A 19,649-nucleotide genomic window follows, 5' to 3' on the forward strand; every position below is an offset into this window, starting at 1 on the left:
GAATATTATGTTAGGTTCCGGTTCTTGGAATGCCTACGCGCAACTTCAGTTCGTGCGTGAGCGGGCCAGCCGGAAGTTCGATGCGCGGGCGTTTCCGCTTTGCCCGGAAACCGATGCGTCGATTTTGTTCAATTTCAGGAATAATCAATGCCAACCATCAATCAACTGGTTCGCAAAGGCCGCACGTCGGAAACGACGAAGAGCAAGAGCCCGGCTTTGCAGGACTGCCCCCAGCGTCGGGGCGTGTGCACCCGTGTGTACACCACGACGCCGAAGAAGCCGAACTCGGCACTCCGTAAGGTCGCCAAGGTTCGTCTGACGAACGGCTTCGAAGTCATTTCGTACATTGGTGGCGAAGGCCACAACCTGCAGGAACACTCGGTCGTGCTGATTCGCGGCGGCCGTGTGAAGGACTTGCCGGGTGTGCGTTACCACATGGTTCGCGGCTCGCTGGATACCCAGGGCGTCAAGGATCGTAAGCAGGCTCGCTCGAAGTACGGTGCGAAGCGTGCCAAGGCTGGCAAGTAATTTAGCCGGTCGATCGTAGTTTCAGGTCGCCTGCAAAGGCGGTAATAGCGATGGTGCCGGAATCGCCGGTGCTATCGAGTAAGTGGTCACCCGACCAGGCTGGTTAGTCTTACGGATGAATCGGGTTAGTTGGTGGCCGCGGGGCTGTAAACAGCTCCAACTGAAAAGTAAAGGAAGAAACATGCCGCGTCGTCGCGAAGTCCCCAAGCGGGAAGTGTTGCCGGATCCGAAGTTTGGCAACGTTGATGTAGCAAAATTCATGAACGTGCTGATGCTCTCCGGCAAGAAGTCGGTTGCCGAGCGTATCGTGTACGGCGCTTTCGAACAGATCCAGACCAAGGGTGGCAAGGACCCGCTGGAAGTGTTCACGGTGGCGCTCAACAACGTCAAGCCGGTGGTCGAAGTGAAGAGCCGCCGCGTTGGTGGTGCGAACTATCAGGTTCCGGTCGAAGTGCGCCCGTCGCGTCGTATGGCATTGGCGATGCGCTGGCTGCGTGAAGCCGCGAAGAAGCGCAGCGAGAAGTCGATGGCCCTGCGTCTGGCAGGTGAGCTCTCCGAAGCGGCCGAAGGCCGTGGCGGCGCGATGAAGAAGCGCGACGAAGTTCACCGGATGGCAGAAGCCAACAAGGCGTTCTCGCACTTCCGTTTCTAAGCTTCCCCACCCCGGGTTTAGCGGAAAACGGAAAGAAATTCCGGGCGGGTGCGCTTCAAAGGCGCCTCGCCCGTTTGTGTTACAGCGCGATGGGCATCTCTCGCATCGCGTCATCCCAATAGAGGATCAAAGTGGCTCGCAAGACTCCTATCGAGCGCTACCGTAACATCGGTATTAGCGCTCACATCGACGCCGGCAAAACGACGACGACCGAGCGCATTCTGTTCTACACGGGCGTGAACCACAAGATTGGTGAAGTTCACGACGGCGCTGCCACCATGGACTGGATGGAGCAGGAACAGGAGCGCGGCATCACGATTACTTCCGCTGCTACCACGGCGTTCTGGAAGGGCATGGCGGGCGACCGCGCCGAACACCGCATCAACATCATCGACACCCCGGGTCACGTCGACTTCACGATTGAAGTCGAGCGCTCGATGCGCGTGCTCGACGGCGCGTGCATGGTGTACTGCGCTGTGGGCGGCGTGCAGCCCCAGTCGGAAACCGTGTGGCGTCAGGCTAACAAGTACAAGGTTCCCCGTCTCGCGTTCATCAACAAGATGGACCGTACCGGCGCGAACTTCTTCAAGGTCTACGACCAGCTCAAGCTGCGTCTGAAGGCGAACCCGGTTCCGGTCGTCGTGCCTATCGGCGCGGAAGAGAACTTCACGGGCGTCGTCGATCTGATGAAGATGAAGGCGATCATTTGGGACGACGCGTCCCAAGGCACCAAGTTCTCGTACGAAGACATCCCGGCAGAGCTCGTCGACACATGCAACGAATGGCGTGAAAAGATGGTCGAAGCCGCGGCGGAAGCGAACGAAGACATGATGAACAAGTACCTCGAGTCGGGTGAGCTGACCGAAGAGGAAATCATCAAGGGTCTGCGCGACCGTACGATCGCTTGCGAAATCCAGCCGATGCTGTGCGGCACCGCGTTCAAGAACAAGGGTGTGCAGCGCATGCTGGACGCCGTGCTCGACTTCCTGCCGTCGCCGGTCGACATCCCGCCGGTTACCGGCGAGCTGGAAAACGGTGAAAAGGGTGAGCGCCGCGCTGCTGACGACGAAAAGTTCTCGGCACTGGCATTCAAGATCATGACCGACCCGTTCGTCGGCCAACTGATCTTCTTCCGTGTCTACTCTGGCGTTGTGAATTCGGGCGACACCCTGCTGAACGCGACCAAGGACAAGAAGGAACGTCTGGGCCGTATTCTGCAGATGCACGCGAACCAGCGCGAAGAAATCAAGGAAGTGCGCGCAGGCGACATCGCCGCTGCGGTCGGCCTGAAGGACGCGACCACGGGCGACACGCTGTGCGATCCGACGAGCCCGATCGTGCTCGAGCGCATGGTTTTCCCGGAACCCGTGATTTCGCAGGCTGTTGAGCCGAAGACGAAGCCGGACCAGGAAAAGATGGGTCTGGCCCTGAACCGTCTGGCGCAGGAAGATCCGTCGTTCCGCGTTCAAACGGACGAAGAATCGGGTCAAACCATTATTTCGGGCATGGGCGAGCTCCACCTGGAAATTCTGGTCGACCGGATGAAGCGTGAGTTCGGCGTCGAAGCCACGGTTGGCAAGCCGCAGGTGGCTTACCGCGAAACGATTCGCGGCAAGGCGGAAGACGTTGACGGCAAGTTCGTCAAGCAGTCGGGTGGTCGCGGCCAGTACGGTCACGCGGTCATCACGCTCGAGCCGAACGAGCAAGGCAAGGGCTACGAGTTCCTGGACGAGATCAAGGGCGGTGTCATTCCGCGTGAATACATCCCGGCAGTCGACAAGGGTATCCAGGAAACGCTGAAGGCCGGCGTGCTGGCGGGCTTCCCGGTCGTGGACGTGAAGGTTCACCTGACGTTCGGTTCCTACCACGATGTCGACTCGAACGAAAACGCGTTCCGCATGGCCGGTTCGATGGCGTTCAAGGAAGCGATGCGCAAGGCACAGCCGGTCATCCTCGAACCGATGATGGCTGTCGAAGTCGAAACGCCGGAAGACTACATGGGCAACGTGATGGGCGACCTCTCTGGCCGTCGCGGTATTGTTCAGGGCATGGATGACATGGTTGGCGGCGGCAAGATCGTTCGCGCCGAAGTGCCGCTGTCGGAAATGTTCGGCTACTCGACGTCTCTGCGTTCGCTGACGCAAGGCCGTGCAACGTACACGATGGAGTTCAAGCACTACGCTGAAGCTCCGCGTAACGTGTCGGAAGCGATCATCAACGCGAAGTCGAAGTAATCGCGCGGCAAAGTCATTCAACGATTAACTTTCTGAAAGAAGAGAAACATGGCTAAAGGTAAATTCGAGCGGACCAAGCCGCACGTGAACGTGGGCACGATCGGTCACGTTGACCACGGCAAGACCACGCTGACGGCAGCGATCACGACGGTCCTGACGCAGAAGTTTGGCGGCGAAGCGAAGGCGTACGACCAGATCGACGCGGCGCCGGAAGAAAAGGCGCGTGGCATTACCATCAACACCGCGCACGTCGAGTACGAAACGGCTAACCGCCACTACGCACACGTCGACTGCCCGGGCCACGCAGACTACGTGAAGAACATGATCACGGGCGCGGCGCAGATGGACGGCGCAATCCTGGTGTGCTCGGCTGCCGACGGCCCGATGCCGCAAACGCGTGAGCACATCCTGCTGGCGCGTCAGGTTGGCGTTCCGTACATCATCGTGTTCCTGAACAAGTGCGACATGGTGGACGACGCCGAGCTGCTGGAGCTCGTCGAGATGGAAGTTCGCGAACTTCTGTCGAAGTACGACTTCCCGGGCGATGAGACGCCGATCATCAAGGGTTCGGCCAAGCTGGCGCTGGAAGGCGACAAGGGCGAGCTGGGCGAGGTAGCGATCATGAACCTGGCCGATGCGCTGGACACGTACATCCCGACGCCGGAGCGCGCGGTTGACGGTGCGTTCCTGATGCCGGTGGAAGACGTGTTCTCGATCTCGGGTCGCGGCACGGTGGTGACGGGTCGCGTCGAGCGCGGCGTGATCAAGGTTGGCGAGGAAATCGAGATCGTCGGTATCCGCGCAACGGCCAAGACGACCTGCACGGGCGTGGAAATGTTCCGCAAGCTGCTCGACCAGGGTCAGGCAGGCGACAACGTTGGTATCCTGCTGCGCGGCACGAAGCGTGAAGACGTGGAGCGTGGTCAGGTTCTGGCCAAGCCGGGTTCGATCAACCCGCACACGCACTTCACGGCTGAAGTGTACGTGCTGAGCAAGGACGAAGGCGGCCGTCACACGCCGTTCTTCAACAACTACCGCCCGCAGTTCTACTTCCGTACGACGGACGTGACGGGCTCGATCGAGCTGCCGAAGGACAAGGAAATGGTGATGCCGGGCGACAACGTGTCGATCACGGTGAAACTGATCAACCCGATCGCGATGGAAGAAGGTCTGCGCTTCGCAATTCGCGAAGGTGGCCGTACGGTCGGCGCTGGTGTCGTCGCCAAGATCATCGAGTAAAATCGACGGTTGCTGTAGCAGTCTGTAGCGCCCGGGCTCGGACACTCGCTCTGCGCGAGCGTCCGAGCCTACGTTCTTTTTCTAATCGGCGGTGCAATATCGCCTCGCTCTTTTCAAGGAATTTGTCATGCAGAACCAGAAAATCCGCATTCGCCTGAAGGCTTTCGACTATCGCCTGATCGACCAATCGGCAGCTGAAATCGTCGATACGGCAAAGCGGACTGGCGCGATTGTTCGTGGTCCCGTACCCCTGCCGACCCGCATTCAACGCTTCGACATCCTGCGTTCGCCGCACGTCAACAAGACGTCGCGTGACCAGCTCGAAATCCGCACCCACCAGCGTCTGATGGACATCGTTGACCCGACGGACAAGACCGTCGACGCGCTCATGAAGCTGGATCTCCCGGCTGGCGTGGACGTTGAAATCAAGCTGCAGTAAGGCTTCCAGCCCTTGCCCGGCCACCCGGGCGATGCTAAGTCATTGATTGCTTGCGGAAAACGAAAAGGCTCGCTATACTATTGAGCTTTTCGCGCATTTGCGTAAAAAAGTCGGCGTCCTGCAGCATGGTTTCATGCCCGAAGCGGTGCCGGCATTTTGTAAATTAGCCCCGACCAATCGCAGTCGGGAATGGAGAAAACGATGAGCCTTGGACTCGTAGGTCGCAAGGTTGGCATGACCCGTATCTTCACGGCTGAAGGGGATTCAATTCCCGTCACCGTGCTGGACGTGTCCGACAACCGCGTGACGCAGATCAAGACTGTTGAAACCGACGGCTACACGGCCGTGCAGGTTGCCTTCGGTACGCGCCGTGCATCCCGCGTGACGAAGCCGTTGGCAGGTCATCTCGCCAAAGCCGGTGTTCAAGCCGGTGAAATCCTCAAAGAATTCCAGATCGATGCCGCTAAGGCTGCCGAACTGTCGAGCGGCGCCGTGGTTGGTCCCGAGCTGTTCGAAGTGGGCCAGAAGGTCGACGTGCAAGGCGTGTCGATCGGTAAAGGCTACGCCGGTACCATCAAGCGTTATAACTTCTCGTCTGGCCGTGCATCCCACGGTAACTCGCGCTCGCACAATGTGCCGGGCTCGATCGGTATGGCGCAGGATCCGGGTCGTGTTTTCCCGGGTAAGCGCATGACCGGTCACATGGGTGATGAGAAGGTAACGGTGCAAAACCTCGAAATCGCTCGTATCGACGCTGACCGCAAGCTGCTGCTGGTCAAGGGCGCCGTTCCGGGTGCGAAGGGTGGCAAGGTATTCGTTACGCCGGCCGTGAAGACGCGTGCCGTGAAAGGAGCGAAATAATGGAACTTAAGCTCCTGAATGCCAATGGTCAGGAAAGTGCAGGCGTTAGTGCGTCGGACGTCGTGTTCGGCCGCGACTACAACGAAGCCCTGATTCACCAGGTGGTGGTTGCGTACCAGGCGAATGCCCGTAGCGGCAACCGCGCGCAGAAGGATCGTGAGCAGGTCAAACACACGACCAAGAAGCCGTGGCGCCAGAAGGGTACGGGCCGCGCCCGTGCCGGTATGTCGTCGAGCCCGCTGTGGCGCGGCGGTGGCCGTATTTTCCCGAATTCGCCGGAAGAAAACTTTTCGCACAAGGTCAACAAGAAGATGCATCGTGCAGGTCTCTGCTCGATCTTCTCGCAGCTGGCCCGCGAAGGCCGCATCTCGGTGGTCGACGAGTTGACGCTCGAAGCGCCGAAGACGAAGCTGCTGGCCGAAAAATTCAAGGCGATGGGTCTCGATTCCGTGCTGGTGATTACCGACACGGTTGACGAAAACCTGTACCTCGCGTCGCGCAACCTCGCCCACGTGGCGGTTGTGGAGCCGCGTTACGCCGACCCGCTGTCGCTGATCTACTTCAAGAAGATCCTGATCACGAAGGCTGCGGTCGCCCAGATCGAGGAGTTGCTGTCATGAGCGAGATTCGCAAGAACGATCATCGTTTGATGCAGGTCCTGCTCGCGCCGGTGGTCTCCGAAAAGGCGACGCTGGTGGCCGACAAGAACGAACAGGTTGTGTTCGAAGTCGCGCCGGATGCCACGAAGCAGGAAGTGAAAGCTGCAGTCGAGCTGCTGTTCAAGGTGGAAGTCGATTCCGTCAACGTGCTGGTCGCGAAGGGCAAAGCCAAGCGCTTTGGTCGCTTCATGGGCAAGCGCAAGGACGTGAAGAAGGCGTACGTCTGCCTGAAGCCCGGCCAGGAAATCAACTTTGAAGCGGAGGCCAAGTAATCATGGCAATCGTGAAAGTTAAGCCGACTTCGCCGGGTCGCCGCGCGATGGTCAAGGTGGTCAACAAGGAACTGCACAAGGGCAAGCCGTTCGCAGCGCTGCTCGACACGCAGTCGTCGACCGCCGGCCGTAACAACAACGGTCACATCACCACGCGTCACAAGGGTGGTGGTCACAAGCATCACTATCGTGTCGTCGACTTCCGTCGCACGAAGGATGGTATTCCCGCAAAGGTCGAGCGTCTCGAGTACGACCCGAACCGTAGCGCGAACATCGCGCTGGTTCTGTACGCAGACGGCGAGCGCCGCTACATCATCGCTCCGAAGGGTATTACCGTCGGTCAACAGCTGATGTCGGGTTCGGAGGCGCCGATCCGCGCAGGTAACACGCTGCCGATCCGCAACATCCCGGTCGGTACGACGATTCACTGCATCGAAATGCTGCCGGGCAAGGGCGCGCAAATGGCGCGTTCGGCGGGTACGTCGGCGATGCTGCTGGCTCGCGAAGGCATCTACGCGCAGGTTCGTCTGCGTTCGGGCGAAATCCGCCGCGTTCACGTTGAATGCCGCGCAACGATCGGTGAAGTAGGCAACGAAGAGCATAGCCTCCGTCAAATCGGTAAGGCTGGTGCGAACCGCTGGCGCGGTATCCGCCCGACGGTGCGTGGCGTTGCAATGAACCCGGTCGACCACCCGCACGGTGGTGGCGAGGGCAAGACTGCGGCAGGCCGCGATCCGGTGAGCCCGTGGGGCACGCCGACGAAGGGCTATCGCACCCGCAGCAACAAGCGCACGACGAGCATGATCGTCCAGCGCCGTCACAAGCGTTAAGGAGTAGGCAATGGCACGTTCTATTAAGAAAGGTCCGTTCTGCGACGCCCATTTGCTGAAGAAGGTTGAGGCGGCTGCAGCATCGCGTGACAAGAAACCGATCAAGACCTGGTCGCGTCGCTCGACGATCCTGCCGGACTTCATCGGCCTGACGATCGCCGTTCACAACGGCCGTCAACACGTTCCGGTGTATGTCACGGAAAACATGGTCGGCCACAAGCTTGGCGAGTTCGCACTGACCCGTACGTTCAAGGGACACGCGGCCGACAAGAAGGCCAAGAAATAAGGGGCAATCAAGATGGAAGTGAAAGCAATTCATCGCGGTGCCCGCATCTCGGCGCAGAAAACGCGCCTTGTGGCTGACCAGATCCGCGGTTTGCCGGTCGACAAGGCGCTGAACGTTCTGACGTTCTCGCCGAAGAAGGCTGCGGGGATCGTGAAAAAGGTCGTGCTGTCGGCGATCGCGAATGCGGAGCACAATGAAGGCGCCGATATCGACGAGCTCAAGATCAAGAGCATCTACGTCGACAAGGCAGCATCGCTGAAGCGTTTCACCGCGCGCGCTAAAGGCCGCGGTAACCGCATCGAGAAGCAATCCTGTCACATCACTGTGACGGTCGGGAATTAAGGGGTCATACGATGGGACAGAAAATTCATCCGACTGGCTTCCGTTTGGCCGTCAGCCGCAATTGGGCTTCGCGTTGGTACGCGAACAACAACAATTTCGCGGCGATGTTGCAGGAAGACATCGGTGTTCGTGAATACCTGAAGAAGAAGCTGAAGAACGCGTCCGTCGGCCGCGTTGTGATCGAGCGTCCTGCAAAGAACGCGCGTATCACGATTTTCAGCTCGCGTCCGGGTGTCGTGATCGGCAAGAAGGGTGAAGACATCGAACTGCTGAAGTCCGAGCTGCAAAAGCGCATGGGCGTTCCGGTTCACGTCAACATCGAAGAAATCCGCAAGCCGGAAACCGACGCGCAACTGATCGCTGATTCGATCACGCAACAGCTCGAGCGCCGGATCATGTTCCGCCGCGCGATGAAGCGTGCGATGCAGAACGCGATGCGTCTGGGTGCTCAAGGCATCAAGATCATGAGCGCTGGCCGTCTGAACGGTATCGAAATCGCCCGTACGGAATGGTATCGCGAAGGTCGCGTGCCGCTTCATACGCTGCGTGCGGATATCGACTACGCCACGTCGGAAGCAAAGACGACGTACGGCATCATCGGCGTGAAGGTGTGGGTCTACAAGGGCGACACGCTCGGCCGCAACGACGCACCGGTGGTCGAAGAAGTCGCCGAAGAAAAGCGTCCGCGCCGCAATGCACGTCCGGGTGGCGATCGCCGTCCGCGTCGTGATGGTGAAGGTGGTGGCCCGGCAGGTGCACGCCGTGGCGCTCCCCGACGTGCTGGCGGTGCCGGCGGCGACGGGAAGACTGGAGAATAACGATGCTGCAACCGAAACGCAGAAAGTATCGCAAAGAGCAGAAAGGTCGTAACACCGGCGTTGCTACCCGCGGCAACGCGGTGTCGTTCGGTGAGTTCGGCCTGAAGGCTGTCGGTCGTGGCCGTCTGACCGCGCGCCAGATTGAAGCGGCGCGTCGTGCAATGACGCGTCACATCAAGCGCGGTGGCCGCATCTGGATCCGGATCTTCCCGGACAAGCCGATCTCGACCAAGCCGGCGGAAGTGCGTATGGGTAACGGTAAGGGTAACCCGGAGTACTACGTCGCTGAGATTCAACCGGGCAAGATGCTGTACGAAATGGACGGCGTAACCGAAGAACTGGCGCGCGAAGCGTTCCGTCTGGCTGCAGCGAAGCTGCCGCTGAAGACGACGTTTATCGTGCGTCAGCTCGGCGCCTAAGGAGCAAATGATGAAGGCTTCCGAACTTCACCAGAAAGATCAGGCCGCGCTCAACAAGGAGCTGTCGGACCTGTTGAAGGCGCAATTCGGCCTGCGCATGCAACTCGCGACCCAGCAGCTCACGAACACGAGCCAGCTGAAGAAGGTCCGTCGCGACATCGCGCGTGTGCGGACCGTCCTGACTGAGAAGGCGAACCAGAAATGAACGATAGCGTAAAAACCTCGCTCAAGCGGACGCTGGTCGGCAAGGTCGTCAGCAACAAGATGGACAAGACGGTTACCGTGCTGGTCGAGCACCGCGTGAAGCACCCGATCTACGGCAAGTACGTCGTGCGGTCGAAGAAGTACCACGCGCATGACGACGCGAACACGTACAACGAGGGTGACCTCGTTGAAATCCAGGAAACTCGTCCGATTTCGAAGACGAAGGCTTGGGTTGTGGCTCGCCTGGTCGAGGCTGCTCGCGTCATCTAATGTCGCAAAGCTGTAGAAGTAGTTGAAATCGCAGTAAGTTTCGCTTGCAAGACCGAGATTATTTGATATAATTTCGGTCTTCCCTCTTTGTGGGAGCCCCGTCGCGGGCGAAGTTGGTGGGGGAAGCGGTTCGGGCGCCAGCCTAGACCGAAGGATTCACCGGATTGCGATGGCGGGTTTCGTTTGCCGTCGCTGCTGTTCTAACCCAAGCAGCCGATCGGCTGACGGGACCAAGACTGACCGGGAAGCGCCATGGTGGTGTGACCGGATTAAGTTGGGAAAGATAAACCATGATCCAGACCGAAACTCGGCTTGAAGTGGCCGACAACACGGGTGCACGTGAAGTCATGTGCATCAAGGTGCTCGGCGGCTCGAAGCGTCGTTATGCCAGCATTGGCGACATCATCAAGGTGACTGTCAAAGAGGCAACGCCGCGCGGGCGCGTGAAGAAAGGCGAAATCTACAACGCCGTGGTGGTTCGCACCGCCAAGGGCGTGCGTCGTCAGGACGGCTCGCTGATCAAGTTCGACGGCAACGCGGCTGTGTTGCTCAACACCAAGCTCGAACCGATCGGTACCCGTATTTTTGGGCCTGTCACGCGCGAGTTGCGTAGCGAACGATTCATGAAGATCGTTTCGCTGGCGCCTGAAGTGCTGTAAGGAGTCGCGATGAACAAGATTCGCAAGAGTGACGAAGTTATCGTCATCACCGGCAAAGATAAGGGCAAGCGTGGCGTGGTGCTGGCCGTTCACGGCGAGACCGTGACTGTCGAGGGCATCAACCTCGTCAAGAAGCACGTCAAGCCGAACCCGATGAAGGGTACGACGGGCGGCGTGGAAGCCAAGACGATGCCGCTGCAAATTTCGAACGTCGCATTGGTGGACGCGAATGGCAAGCCATCGCGTGTAGGCATCAAGGTCGAAGGGGGCAAGAAGGTCCGTTTCCTGAAGACGACCGGTGCCGTACTGAGCGCCTGACGCTGCGGAGTAAAAAATGGCTCGTTTGCAAGAGTTTTACAAAGAGAAGGTTGTACCCGGCCTCATCGAGAAGTTCGGTTACAAGTCCGTGATGGAAGTGCCGCGCATCACCAAGATCACCCTGAACATGGGCCTTGGCGAAGCCGTCGCTGACAAGAAGATCATCGAAAACGCCGTTGGCGATCTGACGAAGATCGCGGGCCAGAAGCCGGTGATCACGAAGGCACGCAAGGCAATCGCTGGCTTCAAGATCCGTCAGGGCTATCCGATCGGTGCAATGGTCACGCTGCGTGGCCAGGCAATGTACGAATTCCTGGACCGTTTCGTGACGGTTGCGCTCCCCCGTGTGCGCGACTTCCGTGGCGTGTCGGGCAAGGCGTTCGATGGTCGCGGCAACTACAACGTCGGTGTGAAAGAGCAGATCATTTTCCCCGAAATCGACTACGACAAGATCGACGCACTGCGTGGGCTGAACATCAGCATCACGACGACTGCGAAGACTGACGACGAAGCAAAGGCTCTGCTCGCCAGCTTCAAGTTCCCGTTCAGAAACTGAGGTTACCGTGGCTAAACTGGCACTGATCGAACGTGAAAAGAAGCGTGCTCGCCTCGCCGCCAAGTACGCTCCCAAGCGTGCAGCATTGAAGGCAATCATTGGCGATACGAGCAAATCGGAAGAAGAGCATTACGCAGCACGCCTGGAACTGCAGCAACTGCCGCGAAACTCTAACCCGACCCGTAAGCGCAACCGTTGCGCAATTACCGGTCGTCCGCGCGGCACGTTCCGTAAATTCGGGCTGGCGCGTAATAAGATTCGCGAAATCGCGTTCCGCGGCGAGATCCCTGGCCTGACCAAGGCGAGCTGGTAATAGGAGAAACATAAATGAGCATGAGTGATCCTATCGCCGATATGCTGACTCGCATCCGCAATGCGCAGATGGTCGAGAAGGTTTCGGTGACTATGCCCTCGTCGAAAGTCAAGGTTGCGATTGCGCAGGTCCTGAAGGACGAAGGTTATATCGACGATTTCGCAGTGAAGTCCGAGGGTGCGAAGTCGGAATTGAACATCGTGTTGAAGTATTACGCTGGCCGTCCCGTCATCGAGCGCATTGAACGCGTCTCGAAGCCTGGTCTGCGTGTGTACCGCGGCCGTAACGACATCCCTGTGGTCATGAATGGCCTGGGCGTGGCAATCGTGTCGACGCCGAAGGGCGTGATGACGGACCGCAAGGCACGTGCAACGGGCGTTGGCGGCGAAGTCATCTGCTATGTCGCTTAAGGCCGAAAGGAGAGAAACATGTCTCGAGTAGGTAAGAGCCCAATCGCGCTGCAAGGCGCGGAAGTGGCCCTGAGCGCCGACAGCATTACTGTCAAGGGTCCGCTGGGTACAATTTCGCAGGCTGCCAACAGCCTCGTGAAGGTAGTGAACGACAGCGGCACGCTGAAGTTCGAGCCGGTCGATGAAAGCCGCGAGGCGAATGCGATGTCGGGCACGATGCGCGCGCTGGTTGCGAACATGGTGCACGGCGTGACGAAGGGTTTCGAGCGCAAGCTGACGCTGGTTGGCGTCGGTTACCGCGCACAAGCGCAAGGCGACAAGCTGAACCTGTCGCTGGGTTTCTCGCACCCGGTGGTGCACCAGATGCCGGTTGGCGTCAAGGCAGAAACCCCGTCGCAAACCGAAATCGTGATCAAGGGGATCAACAAGCAACAAGTCGGTCAAGTCGCTGCAGAAGTGCGCGGCTACCGTCCGCCGGAGCCCTACAAGGGCAAGGGCGTGCGTTACGCCGATGAGGTTGTGATCCTCAAAGAAACGAAGAAGAAGTAAGGGTGCGCAATCATGGATAAGACTCAATCTCGCCTGCGCCGCGCTCGTCAGACGCGTATCAAGATCGCTGAGCTGCAGGTCGCGCGTCTCGCCGTGCATCGCACGAACACGCACATCTATGCGCAAGTGTTCTCGCCGTGCGGCACCAAGGTGCTCGCTAGCGCGTCGACGCTCGAAGCCGAAGTGCGTGCGCAACTGGCCGATCAATCGGGAAAGGGCGGCAACGTTGCTGCTGCCACCCTGATCGGCAAGCGCATTGCAGAAAAGGCTAAGGCTGCCGGCATCGAATCCGTCGCCTTCGACCGTTCGGGTTTCCGTTACCACGGCCGCGTGAAAGCGCTGGCTGACGCGGCGCGCGAAGCCGGACTCAAGTTCTAAGGGAAGAATTCGTCATGGCAAAGATGCAAGCTAAAGTTCAGGCTGACGAACGCGACGACGGCCTTCGTGAAAAAATGATCGCGGTTAACCGCGTGACCAAAGTCGTGAAGGGTGGCCGTATTCTCGGCTTCGCTGCACTGACCGTGGTTGGCGACGGTGATGGCCGCGTCGGTATGGGCAAGGGCAAGGCGAAGGAAGTGCCGGTCGCTGTCCAGAAGGCGATGGAACAGGCTCGCCGCAACATGTTCAAGGTGCCGTTGAAGAACGGTACCTTGCAACACGAAGTGCACGGTAAGCACGGCGCATCGACGGTCCTCCTCGCTCCGGCGAAGGACGGTACCGGCGTGATCGCAGGCGGCCCGATGCGCGCCGTGTTCGACGTGATGGGCGTGCAGAACGTTGTGGCCAAGAGCCACGGCTCGACGAACCCGTACAACCTCGTTCGTGCGACGCTCGATGGTCTGCGCAAGCAGTCCACGCCGGCCGACATCGCTGCGAAGCGTGGCAAGTCCGTCGAAGAAATTCTGGGCTAAAGGTGGACACCATGTCTGATAAAACTGTCAAGGTCCAGCTCGTCAAGAGCCTGATCGGCACCCGTGAATCGCACCGTGCAACGGTGCGTGGCCTGGGCCTGCGCCGACTCAACTCGGTTAGCGAGTTGCAGGATACGCCGGCTGTGCGCGGCATGATCAACAAGGTTTCGTACCTCGTTAAGGTCATCAGCTAAGTGGCTGACCAGGACTCAAGGAGTTGATAATGGAATTGAATAACCTGAAGCCGGCCGAAGGCGCGAAGCACGCAAAGCGCCGCGTTGGTCGCGGCATCGGCTCCGGCCTCGGCAAGACCGCTGGCCGTGGTCACAAGGGTCAGAAGTCGCGTTCGGGCGGCTTTCACAAGGTTGGCTTTGAAGGCGGTCAAATGCCGCTGCAACGTCGCCTGCCGAAGCGTGGCTTCACCTCGCTGACGAAGGAATTCGTCGGTGAAGTACGTCTCTCGGATCTGGAGAAGCTGCCGGTCGACGAAATCGATCTGCTGGCTCTCAAGCAAGCCGGCCTCGTCGGCGAGCTGATCCGTAGCGCCAAGATCATTGCAACGGGCGAGCTCAAGCGCAAGGTCGTTGTGAAGGGTCTGGGTGCGACGAAGGGCGCACGTGCTGCTATCGAGGCAGCCGGTGGCTCTTTTGCCGAGTAACGCGCGAGTTAATTGCCGTCACTAGCACTTGCATCGGAGAAGGTACTTGGCTAACAGCCCGAGTCTCGCAAAACCTGGTCGCAGCGCGGCGAAGTTTGGCGATTTGCGCCGGCGAGCAGTGTTCCTGCTGCTGGCGCTAGTCGTCTACCGTATCGGCGCGCATATTCCGGTGCCGGGTATCGACCCGGACCAACTGGCGAAACTGTTCCAAAGCCAGTCGGGCGGCATCCTTGGCATGTTTAACATGTTCTCGGGTGGCGCACTTTCGCGGTTCACGATTTTCGCGCTGGGGATCATGCCGTACATTTCGGCGTCGATCATCATGCAGTTGCTGGCGATTGTTTCGCCGCAGCTCGAAGCGCTGAAAAAGGAAGGGCAGGCAGGTCAGCGAAAGATTACGCAGTACACGCGGATCTTCACGGTTGTGCTGGCGACGTTCCAGGCGTTCGGTATTGCCGTCGCTCTGGAAAATCAGCCGGGCCTCGTGATCGATCCGGGGATGGTTTTCCGCTTGACGACGGTCGTGACGCTGGTGACCGGCACGATGTTCCTGATGTGGCTGGGTGAGCAGATCACGGAGCGCGGGCTTGGCAACGGTATCTCGATCATCATATTCGGCGGTATTGCGGCGGGTTTCCCGAACGCAATCGGTGGTCTCTTTGAACTGGTGCGAACCGGCTCGATGAGCATCATCTCGGCGATTATCGTCGTCGCGCTGATTGCTGCTGTGACCTATGTGGTGGTGTTCATCGAACGCGGCCAGCGCAAGATACTTGTGAATTATGCGAAGCGGCAGGTGGGCAACAAGATTTACGGCGGCCAGTCTTCGCATTTGCCGCTGAAGCTGAATATGTCGGGCGTGATTCCGCCGATCTTCGCATCGTCGATCATTCTCTTCCCGGCAACTATCCTGAACTGGTTCAGTTCGGGTTCGCGTACCAGCTGGTTCGCAGACACGTTGCACAACGTTGCCGAAGCCCTGAAGCCCGGTCAACCGGTGTACGTGTTGCTGTACGCGTTGGCGATCGTCTTCTTCTGCTTCTTTTACACTGCACTGGTGTTTAACAGCAGGGAAACGGCCGACAACCTGAAAAAGAGCGGCGCTTTCGTCCCAGGTATCCGCCCGGGCGATCAGACGGCGCGATATATCGACCGCATCCTCACGCGTTTGACGCTTGCCGGTGCGATCTACATCGTGTTCGTTTGCCTGCTGCCTGAATTTCTGGTGCTACGCTGGAACGTGCCGTTTTATTTTGGTGGAACGTCGCTGCTGATCATTGTCGTCGTCACAATGGATTTCATGGCGCAGGTGCAGTCGTACGTTATGTCGCAACAGTATGAATCGCTGCTGAAGAAAGCTAATTTCAAAGGCGGCGGCGTCCCGATGCGTTGAAAGGACTTATGGCCAAAGACGATGTTATCCAGATGCAGGGCGAAGTAATCGAGAACCTGCCTAATGCTACCTTCAGGGTGAAGCTGGAAAACGGCCATGTCGTGTTGGGACACATATCCGGCAAAATGCGGATGCACTACATCCGGATCTTGCCGGGCGACAAGGTGACGGTTGAATTGACGCCTTACGATCTGTCGCGTGCGCGGATCGTGTTCCGGGCGAAGTGATTTGAAAAAAGGGTAATATCATGAAAGTGATGGCATCGGTTAAGCGCATTTGCCGCAATTGCAAGATCATCAAGCGCAAAGGCGTTGTGCGCGTGATTTGCAGTTCTGATCCGCGCCACAAACAGCGTCAAGGCTGAACGCCGCGCTTTTGCTTGCGCTTTTTGTTTGAGGAAAAACAATGGCTCGTATCGCAGGGGTTAACATCCCGAATCACCAGCATACTGAAATCGGCCTGACGGCTATTTACGGTGTCGGTCGCACGCGCTCGCGCGACATTTGCGTCGCTGCTGGTGTGGCATTTTCGAAGAAGGTCAAAGACCTGACTGACGCAGACCTCGAAAAGCTGCGTGAAGAAGTCGGCAAGTTCATCGTTGAAGGCGATCTGCGCCGTGAAACGACGATGAACATCAAGCGCCTGATGGATCTCGGCTGCTATCGTGGCGTGCGGCATCGTAAGGGTCTGCCCCTGCGCGGCCAGCGTACGCGTACGAATGCCCGTACGCGCAAGGGTCCGCGTCGTGCAGCGCAATCGCTGAAGAAGTAAGCGGAACTGACAGTTACAGGAAAACGTAATGGCTAAGGCTTCGAACAACTCCGCGGCGCAACGCGTTCGCAAGAAGGTCAAGAAGAACGTCGCCGAGGGCGTGGTTCACGTTCACGCGTCGTTCAACAACACCATCATCACGATCACTGACCGTCAAGGCAACGCGCTTGCCTGGGCAACGTCGGGCGGTCAGGGCTTCAAGGGTTCGCGTAAGTCGACTCCGTTTGCAGCTCAAGTCGCAGCTGAATCAGCTGGCCGCGTGGCGATGGAATACGGCGTGAAGAACCTCGAAGTGCGGATCAAGGGCCCCGGTCCTGGCCGGGAATCGGCGGTGCGCGCGCTGCATGGTCTTGGCATCAAGATCACCGCGATCTCCGACGTGACGCCGGTCCCGCATAACGGCTGCCGTCCGCCGAAGCGTCGTCGTATCTAAGACGCTGGTATTTCGAGCGCCTGTTGCCGCCTTGCGCGGTGGCGGGCTGCGCGCGTTATTTGAATTGACTAAGCCCACCGTTCGACTCAAAGGGTTCGGACTAGCGCGAGTGGAAGCATTCGCGTGACAAATCACAGAAGGAATCAACGTGGCACGTTATATCGGCCCCAAGGCCAAGCTGTCCCGCCGTGAAGGCACTGACCTCTTCCTGAAGAGCGCGCGCCGTTCGCTCGCTGACAAGTGCAAGCTTGACAGCAAGCCCGGCCAGCACGGCCGTACCTCGGGCGCACGTACGTCCGACTATGGCACTCAGCTGCGCGAGAAGCAAAAAGTAAAGCGTATCTACGGTGTCCTCGAGCGCCAGTTCCGTCGCTACTTCGCTGAAGCAGACCGCCTGAAGGGCAACACGGGTGAGAACCTGCTGCAACTGCTCGAATCGCGTCTGGACAACGTCGTGTATCGCATGGGCTTTGGCTCGACGCGCGCTGAAGCACGTCAGCTCGTTGGCCACAAGGCAATCACGGTGAACGGCGTCGTGACGAACATCCCGTCGATGCAAGTGAAGGCTGGGGACGTCGTCGCCGTGCGCGAACAGAAGCGCAAGCAGGCTCGCATCATTGAGGCGCTGTCGCTCGCTGAGCAAGGCGGCATGCCGAGCTGGGTCGCGGTCGACGCGAAGAAGTTCGAAGGTACCTTCAAGCAGAAGCCGGAACGCAGCGACATCGCTGGCGACATCAACGAAAGCCTGATCGTCGAATTGTATTCGCGGTAATCGGATTGACGGCCGGGGCGCCCTGATTGCGTTGCGCAAGGGGGCGTCTCGGCTGTTTATTTTCAGGTTGTTACCGGTCAGCCTTATCGGTGTAACGAGCCGAGGGTATTGAAAAGGAAAACCTATGCAAACCAGTTTGTTGAAGCCCAAGATTATTGCAGTTGAATCGCTTGGCGAAAGCCACGCGAAAGTGGTCATGGAGCCGTTTGAACGCGGTTATGGCCACACCTTGGGCAACGCGCTTCGGCGCGTGCTGTTGTCGTCGATGGTGGGCTATGCCCCGACCGAGGTGACGATTGCAGGCGTCGTGCACGAGTATTCGACGCTCGACGGTGTGCAAGAGGATGTGGTCAACCTGTTGTTGAACCTGAAGGGCGTCGTCTTCAAGCTGCATAATCGTGACGAAGTGACGGTTACGCTGCGGAAGGAAGGCGAAGGCGTGGTCACGGCCGGCGATATCGAACTCGCACACGATTGCGAAGTCATCAATCCCGATCACGTGATTGCGCATCTGTCGAAGGGCGGCAAGCTCGACGTGCAGATCAAGGTCGAAAAGGGCCGCGGCTATGTGCCGGGCAATGTGCGTCGTTACGGTGAAGAGTCGGCCAAGATCATCGGCCGGATCGTGCTGGACGCCTCGTTTTCGCCGGTTCGTCGCGTGAGCTACGCGGTCGAAAGCGCTCGCGTCGAGCAGCGCACCGACCTCGACAAGCTCGTGATGAACATCGAGACCAACGGTGTGATTTCGCCGGAAGAAGCGATCCGACAATCGGCGCGCATTCTGGTCGATCAGTTGTCGGTGTTCGCGGCGCTGGAAGGTACCGAAGCAGCGGCGGAAGCGCCGTCGCGCGCACCGCAGATCGATCCGATCCTGCTGCGTCCGGTCGACGATCTCGAACTGACGGTTCGTTCCGCGAACTGCCTGAAGGCCGAGAACATCTACTACATCGGCGACCTGATCCAGCGTACCGAGAACGAACTGCTCAAGACTCCGAATCTGGGTCGCAAGTCGCTGAACGAGATCAAGGAAGTTCTGGCATCGCGTGGGCTGACGCTCGGCATGAAGCTCGAAAACTGGCCGCCGGCTGGTCTCGACAAGTAAGCGGACAACTCGGTCGGGTGTGGCCCGCGAATTGCACCGCCGTACTGTACTGGCAAAGGCGCGGATTTTCCTTTAAAATCCGCGTCTTGTCTTTTGTCACTACCGGCCCGTGCGCTCACTGTTTGTAGTCGATGCTGCAGAACGAGTGCGATAGAAGAGCTGGACCAAAACTTTGAACTGAAGGAATTAACATGCGTCACCGTCATGGTCTGCGGAAACTGAACCGCACGAGCAGCCACCGTTTGGCAATGCTCCGTAACATGTCCAACTCGCTGATCGAGCACGAAGTCATCAAGACCACGCTGCCGAAGGCCAAGGAACTTCGTAAAGTCGTCGAGCCGCTGATCACGCTCGGCAAGAAGCCGTCGCTCGCAAACCGTCGTCTGGCGTTCAACCGCCTGCGCGATCGTGACTCGGTCACGAAGCTGTTCGACGTGCTCGGCCCGCGCTACGCAAACCGTCCGGGCGGCTACCTGCGCGTGCTGAAGTTCGGCTTCCGCGTTGGTGACAATGCGCCGATGGCACTGGTCGAACTGCTCGACCGTCCGGAAGTTGAAGAAACGGAAGTGCAAGAAGCTGAGTAAGCTTTCTGCTTCGACAAAAAGCCAGGCGCATCGCTTGGCTTTTTTGTTGTGTGCCGAGCATGCTCAACAGCTCGGGGGTGAAAGTCCCCTATCCAGCCTGATGGTGGTGAAGGATTAGCGAAGCGCAAGGGCGTCGTCGTGAGGCGGGGTCTGAAAGAAGCGCGTAG

Annotated in this window: 33 protein-coding genes; all 33 read left to right on the top strand. The window is 58.8% G+C overall.

Annotated elements, in window-relative coordinates; all coding sequences use genetic code 11:
• The first annotated feature begins 147 nt into the window (after positions 1-147).
• The 33 genes from rpsL (at position 148) to rplQ (ending at position 19,482) form a co-directional block, all read left to right on the top strand.
• Positions 148-528 carry a 30S ribosomal protein S12 gene (rpsL, locus tag F6X37_RS31145; protein WP_006053290.1) on the top strand — a complete coding sequence of 127 codons (381 nt, stop codon included), beginning with the start codon at positions 148-150 and terminating at the stop codon, positions 526-528.
• A 181-nt stretch (positions 529-709) separates the two neighbouring features.
• Positions 710-1,180 carry a 30S ribosomal protein S7 gene (rpsG, locus tag F6X37_RS31150; RefSeq protein ID WP_006053291.1) on the top strand — a complete coding sequence of 157 codons (471 nt, stop codon included), beginning with the start codon at positions 710-712 and terminating at the stop codon, positions 1,178-1,180.
• A 131-nt stretch (positions 1,181-1,311) separates the two neighbouring features.
• A complete protein-coding gene (gene fusA / locus F6X37_RS31155) occupies positions 1,312-3,414 on the top strand; it encodes an elongation factor G (protein ID WP_184065462.1) in 2,103 nt (700 codons plus the stop codon).
• Between the two features lie 48 nt (positions 3,415-3,462).
• Entirely contained in the window at positions 3,463-4,653 is a 1,191-nt protein-coding gene (gene tuf, locus F6X37_RS31160; RefSeq protein WP_090802167.1) for an elongation factor Tu, read from the top strand.
• 127 nt (positions 4,654-4,780) lie between these two features.
• Positions 4,781-5,092 carry a 30S ribosomal protein S10 gene (gene rpsJ / locus F6X37_RS31165; protein ID WP_006998489.1) on the top strand — a complete coding sequence of 104 codons (312 nt, stop codon included), beginning with the start codon at positions 4,781-4,783 and terminating at the stop codon, positions 5,090-5,092.
• A 201-nt stretch (positions 5,093-5,293) separates the two neighbouring features.
• On the top strand, positions 5,294-5,953 hold the full coding sequence (gene rplC / locus F6X37_RS31170; protein WP_090805499.1) for a 50S ribosomal protein L3: 660 nt from the start codon (positions 5,294-5,296) through the stop codon (positions 5,951-5,953).
• The gene (rplD, locus tag F6X37_RS31175; RefSeq protein WP_090802165.1) at positions 5,953-6,573 is read left to right on the top strand and encodes a 50S ribosomal protein L4; all 621 of its coding nucleotides are present in this window, start codon (positions 5,953-5,955) and stop codon (positions 6,571-6,573) included. Before rplC ends, rplD begins: the two co-directional genes overlap by 1 nt.
• Positions 6,570-6,884 (top strand): 50S ribosomal protein L23, encoded by a 315-nt coding sequence (gene rplW, locus F6X37_RS31180; protein ID WP_008923345.1) that lies wholly within the window; start codon positions 6,570-6,572, stop codon positions 6,882-6,884. Before rplD ends, rplW begins: the two co-directional genes overlap by 4 nt.
• 2 nt (positions 6,885-6,886) lie before the next feature.
• Positions 6,887-7,714, top strand: coding sequence for a 50S ribosomal protein L2 (rplB, locus tag F6X37_RS31185; RefSeq protein WP_018420149.1), 828 nt, complete (start codon positions 6,887-6,889; stop codon positions 7,712-7,714).
• Between the two features lie 10 nt (positions 7,715-7,724).
• Positions 7,725-8,000 carry a 30S ribosomal protein S19 gene (gene rpsS / locus F6X37_RS31190; RefSeq protein ID WP_006998484.1) on the top strand — a complete coding sequence of 92 codons (276 nt, stop codon included), beginning with the start codon at positions 7,725-7,727 and terminating at the stop codon, positions 7,998-8,000.
• A 12-nt stretch (positions 8,001-8,012) separates the two neighbouring features.
• Positions 8,013-8,342 carry a 50S ribosomal protein L22 gene (rplV, locus tag F6X37_RS31195; RefSeq protein WP_004199272.1) on the top strand — a complete coding sequence of 110 codons (330 nt, stop codon included), beginning with the start codon at positions 8,013-8,015 and terminating at the stop codon, positions 8,340-8,342.
• 11 nt (positions 8,343-8,353) lie between these two features.
• Complete coding sequence (rpsC, locus tag F6X37_RS31200; protein ID WP_012434570.1) at positions 8,354-9,160, top strand: 30S ribosomal protein S3; 807 nt, start codon at positions 8,354-8,356, stop codon at positions 9,158-9,160.
• A 2-nt stretch (positions 9,161-9,162) separates the two neighbouring features.
• Positions 9,163-9,579, top strand: coding sequence for a 50S ribosomal protein L16 (rplP, locus tag F6X37_RS31205; protein ID WP_008923342.1), 417 nt, complete (start codon positions 9,163-9,165; stop codon positions 9,577-9,579).
• 10 nt (positions 9,580-9,589) lie between these two features.
• Positions 9,590-9,784 carry a 50S ribosomal protein L29 gene (gene rpmC / locus F6X37_RS31210; RefSeq protein ID WP_007180130.1) on the top strand — a complete coding sequence of 65 codons (195 nt, stop codon included), beginning with the start codon at positions 9,590-9,592 and terminating at the stop codon, positions 9,782-9,784.
• Positions 9,781-10,053, top strand: coding sequence for a 30S ribosomal protein S17 (gene rpsQ / locus F6X37_RS31215; protein WP_007180129.1), 273 nt, complete (start codon positions 9,781-9,783; stop codon positions 10,051-10,053). The genes rpmC and rpsQ overlap by 4 nt, the downstream gene beginning before the upstream one ends.
• 290 nt (positions 10,054-10,343) lie before the next feature.
• On the top strand, positions 10,344-10,712 hold the full coding sequence (gene rplN, locus F6X37_RS31220) for a 50S ribosomal protein L14 (protein WP_006998478.1): 369 nt from the start codon (positions 10,344-10,346) through the stop codon (positions 10,710-10,712).
• Positions 10,713-10,721: 9 nt separating this feature from the next.
• The gene (gene rplX / locus F6X37_RS31225; protein WP_184035555.1) at positions 10,722-11,030 is read left to right on the top strand and encodes a 50S ribosomal protein L24; all 309 of its coding nucleotides are present in this window, start codon (positions 10,722-10,724) and stop codon (positions 11,028-11,030) included.
• Between the two features lie 16 nt (positions 11,031-11,046).
• Positions 11,047-11,586, top strand: coding sequence for a 50S ribosomal protein L5 (rplE, locus tag F6X37_RS31230; protein WP_090802163.1), 540 nt, complete (start codon positions 11,047-11,049; stop codon positions 11,584-11,586).
• A 7-nt stretch (positions 11,587-11,593) separates the two neighbouring features.
• Positions 11,594-11,899 (top strand): 30S ribosomal protein S14, encoded by a 306-nt coding sequence (rpsN, locus tag F6X37_RS31235; protein WP_090802162.1) that lies wholly within the window; start codon positions 11,594-11,596, stop codon positions 11,897-11,899.
• Between the two features lie 14 nt (positions 11,900-11,913).
• Positions 11,914-12,309, top strand: a complete 396-nt coding sequence (rpsH, locus tag F6X37_RS31240) for a 30S ribosomal protein S8 (protein WP_006052216.1) — start codon at positions 11,914-11,916, stop codon at positions 12,307-12,309.
• 18 nt (positions 12,310-12,327) lie between these two features.
• Positions 12,328-12,858 (top strand): 50S ribosomal protein L6, encoded by a 531-nt coding sequence (gene rplF, locus F6X37_RS31245; RefSeq protein WP_090802160.1) that lies wholly within the window; start codon positions 12,328-12,330, stop codon positions 12,856-12,858.
• A gap of 12 nt (positions 12,859-12,870) precedes the next feature.
• Positions 12,871-13,236 (top strand): 50S ribosomal protein L18, encoded by a 366-nt coding sequence (gene rplR, locus F6X37_RS31250; protein ID WP_008923336.1) that lies wholly within the window; start codon positions 12,871-12,873, stop codon positions 13,234-13,236.
• 14 nt (positions 13,237-13,250) lie between these two features.
• Complete coding sequence (rpsE, locus tag F6X37_RS31255; RefSeq protein WP_075303262.1) at positions 13,251-13,769, top strand: 30S ribosomal protein S5; 519 nt, start codon at positions 13,251-13,253, stop codon at positions 13,767-13,769.
• An 11-nt stretch (positions 13,770-13,780) separates the two neighbouring features.
• Entirely contained in the window at positions 13,781-13,963 is a 183-nt protein-coding gene (gene rpmD, locus F6X37_RS31260; RefSeq protein ID WP_008923335.1) for a 50S ribosomal protein L30, read from the top strand.
• Between the two features lie 29 nt (positions 13,964-13,992).
• Positions 13,993-14,427, top strand: a complete 435-nt coding sequence (gene rplO, locus F6X37_RS31265) for a 50S ribosomal protein L15 (protein WP_075303261.1) — start codon at positions 13,993-13,995, stop codon at positions 14,425-14,427.
• Positions 14,428-14,473: 46 nt separating this feature from the next.
• A complete protein-coding gene (gene secY, locus F6X37_RS31270; RefSeq protein ID WP_090802158.1) occupies positions 14,474-15,820 on the top strand; it encodes a preprotein translocase subunit SecY in 1,347 nt (448 codons plus the stop codon).
• 8 nt (positions 15,821-15,828) lie between these two features.
• A complete protein-coding gene (infA, locus tag F6X37_RS31275; protein WP_004521905.1) occupies positions 15,829-16,047 on the top strand; it encodes a translation initiation factor IF-1 in 219 nt (72 codons plus the stop codon).
• Positions 16,048-16,067: 20 nt separating this feature from the next.
• Positions 16,068-16,184: a 50S ribosomal protein L36 gene (gene rpmJ / locus F6X37_RS31280; RefSeq protein WP_004199844.1), complete on the top strand. Its 117-nt coding sequence runs from the start codon at positions 16,068-16,070 to the stop codon at positions 16,182-16,184.
• A gap of 41 nt (positions 16,185-16,225) precedes the next feature.
• Positions 16,226-16,591, top strand: a complete 366-nt coding sequence (rpsM, locus tag F6X37_RS31285) for a 30S ribosomal protein S13 (protein ID WP_013589830.1) — start codon at positions 16,226-16,228, stop codon at positions 16,589-16,591.
• Between the two features lie 28 nt (positions 16,592-16,619).
• Positions 16,620-17,024 carry a 30S ribosomal protein S11 gene (gene rpsK, locus F6X37_RS31290; protein ID WP_006052224.1) on the top strand — a complete coding sequence of 135 codons (405 nt, stop codon included), beginning with the start codon at positions 16,620-16,622 and terminating at the stop codon, positions 17,022-17,024.
• Positions 17,025-17,172: 148 nt separating this feature from the next.
• Positions 17,173-17,796, top strand: coding sequence for a 30S ribosomal protein S4 (rpsD, locus tag F6X37_RS31295; RefSeq protein WP_013090752.1), 624 nt, complete (start codon positions 17,173-17,175; stop codon positions 17,794-17,796).
• A gap of 124 nt (positions 17,797-17,920) precedes the next feature.
• Entirely contained in the window at positions 17,921-18,898 is a 978-nt protein-coding gene (locus tag F6X37_RS31300) for a DNA-directed RNA polymerase subunit alpha (protein WP_007730697.1), read from the top strand.
• Between the two features lie 191 nt (positions 18,899-19,089).
• Positions 19,090-19,482: a 50S ribosomal protein L17 gene (rplQ, locus tag F6X37_RS31305; RefSeq protein ID WP_013090750.1), complete on the top strand. Its 393-nt coding sequence runs from the start codon at positions 19,090-19,092 to the stop codon at positions 19,480-19,482.
• Positions 19,483-19,649 lie beyond the last annotated feature (167 nt).

This window comes from Paraburkholderia sp. 31.1 (assembly GCF_014397645.1).
GTDB lineage: Bacteria > Pseudomonadota > Gammaproteobacteria > Burkholderiales > Burkholderiaceae > Paraburkholderia > Paraburkholderia tuberum.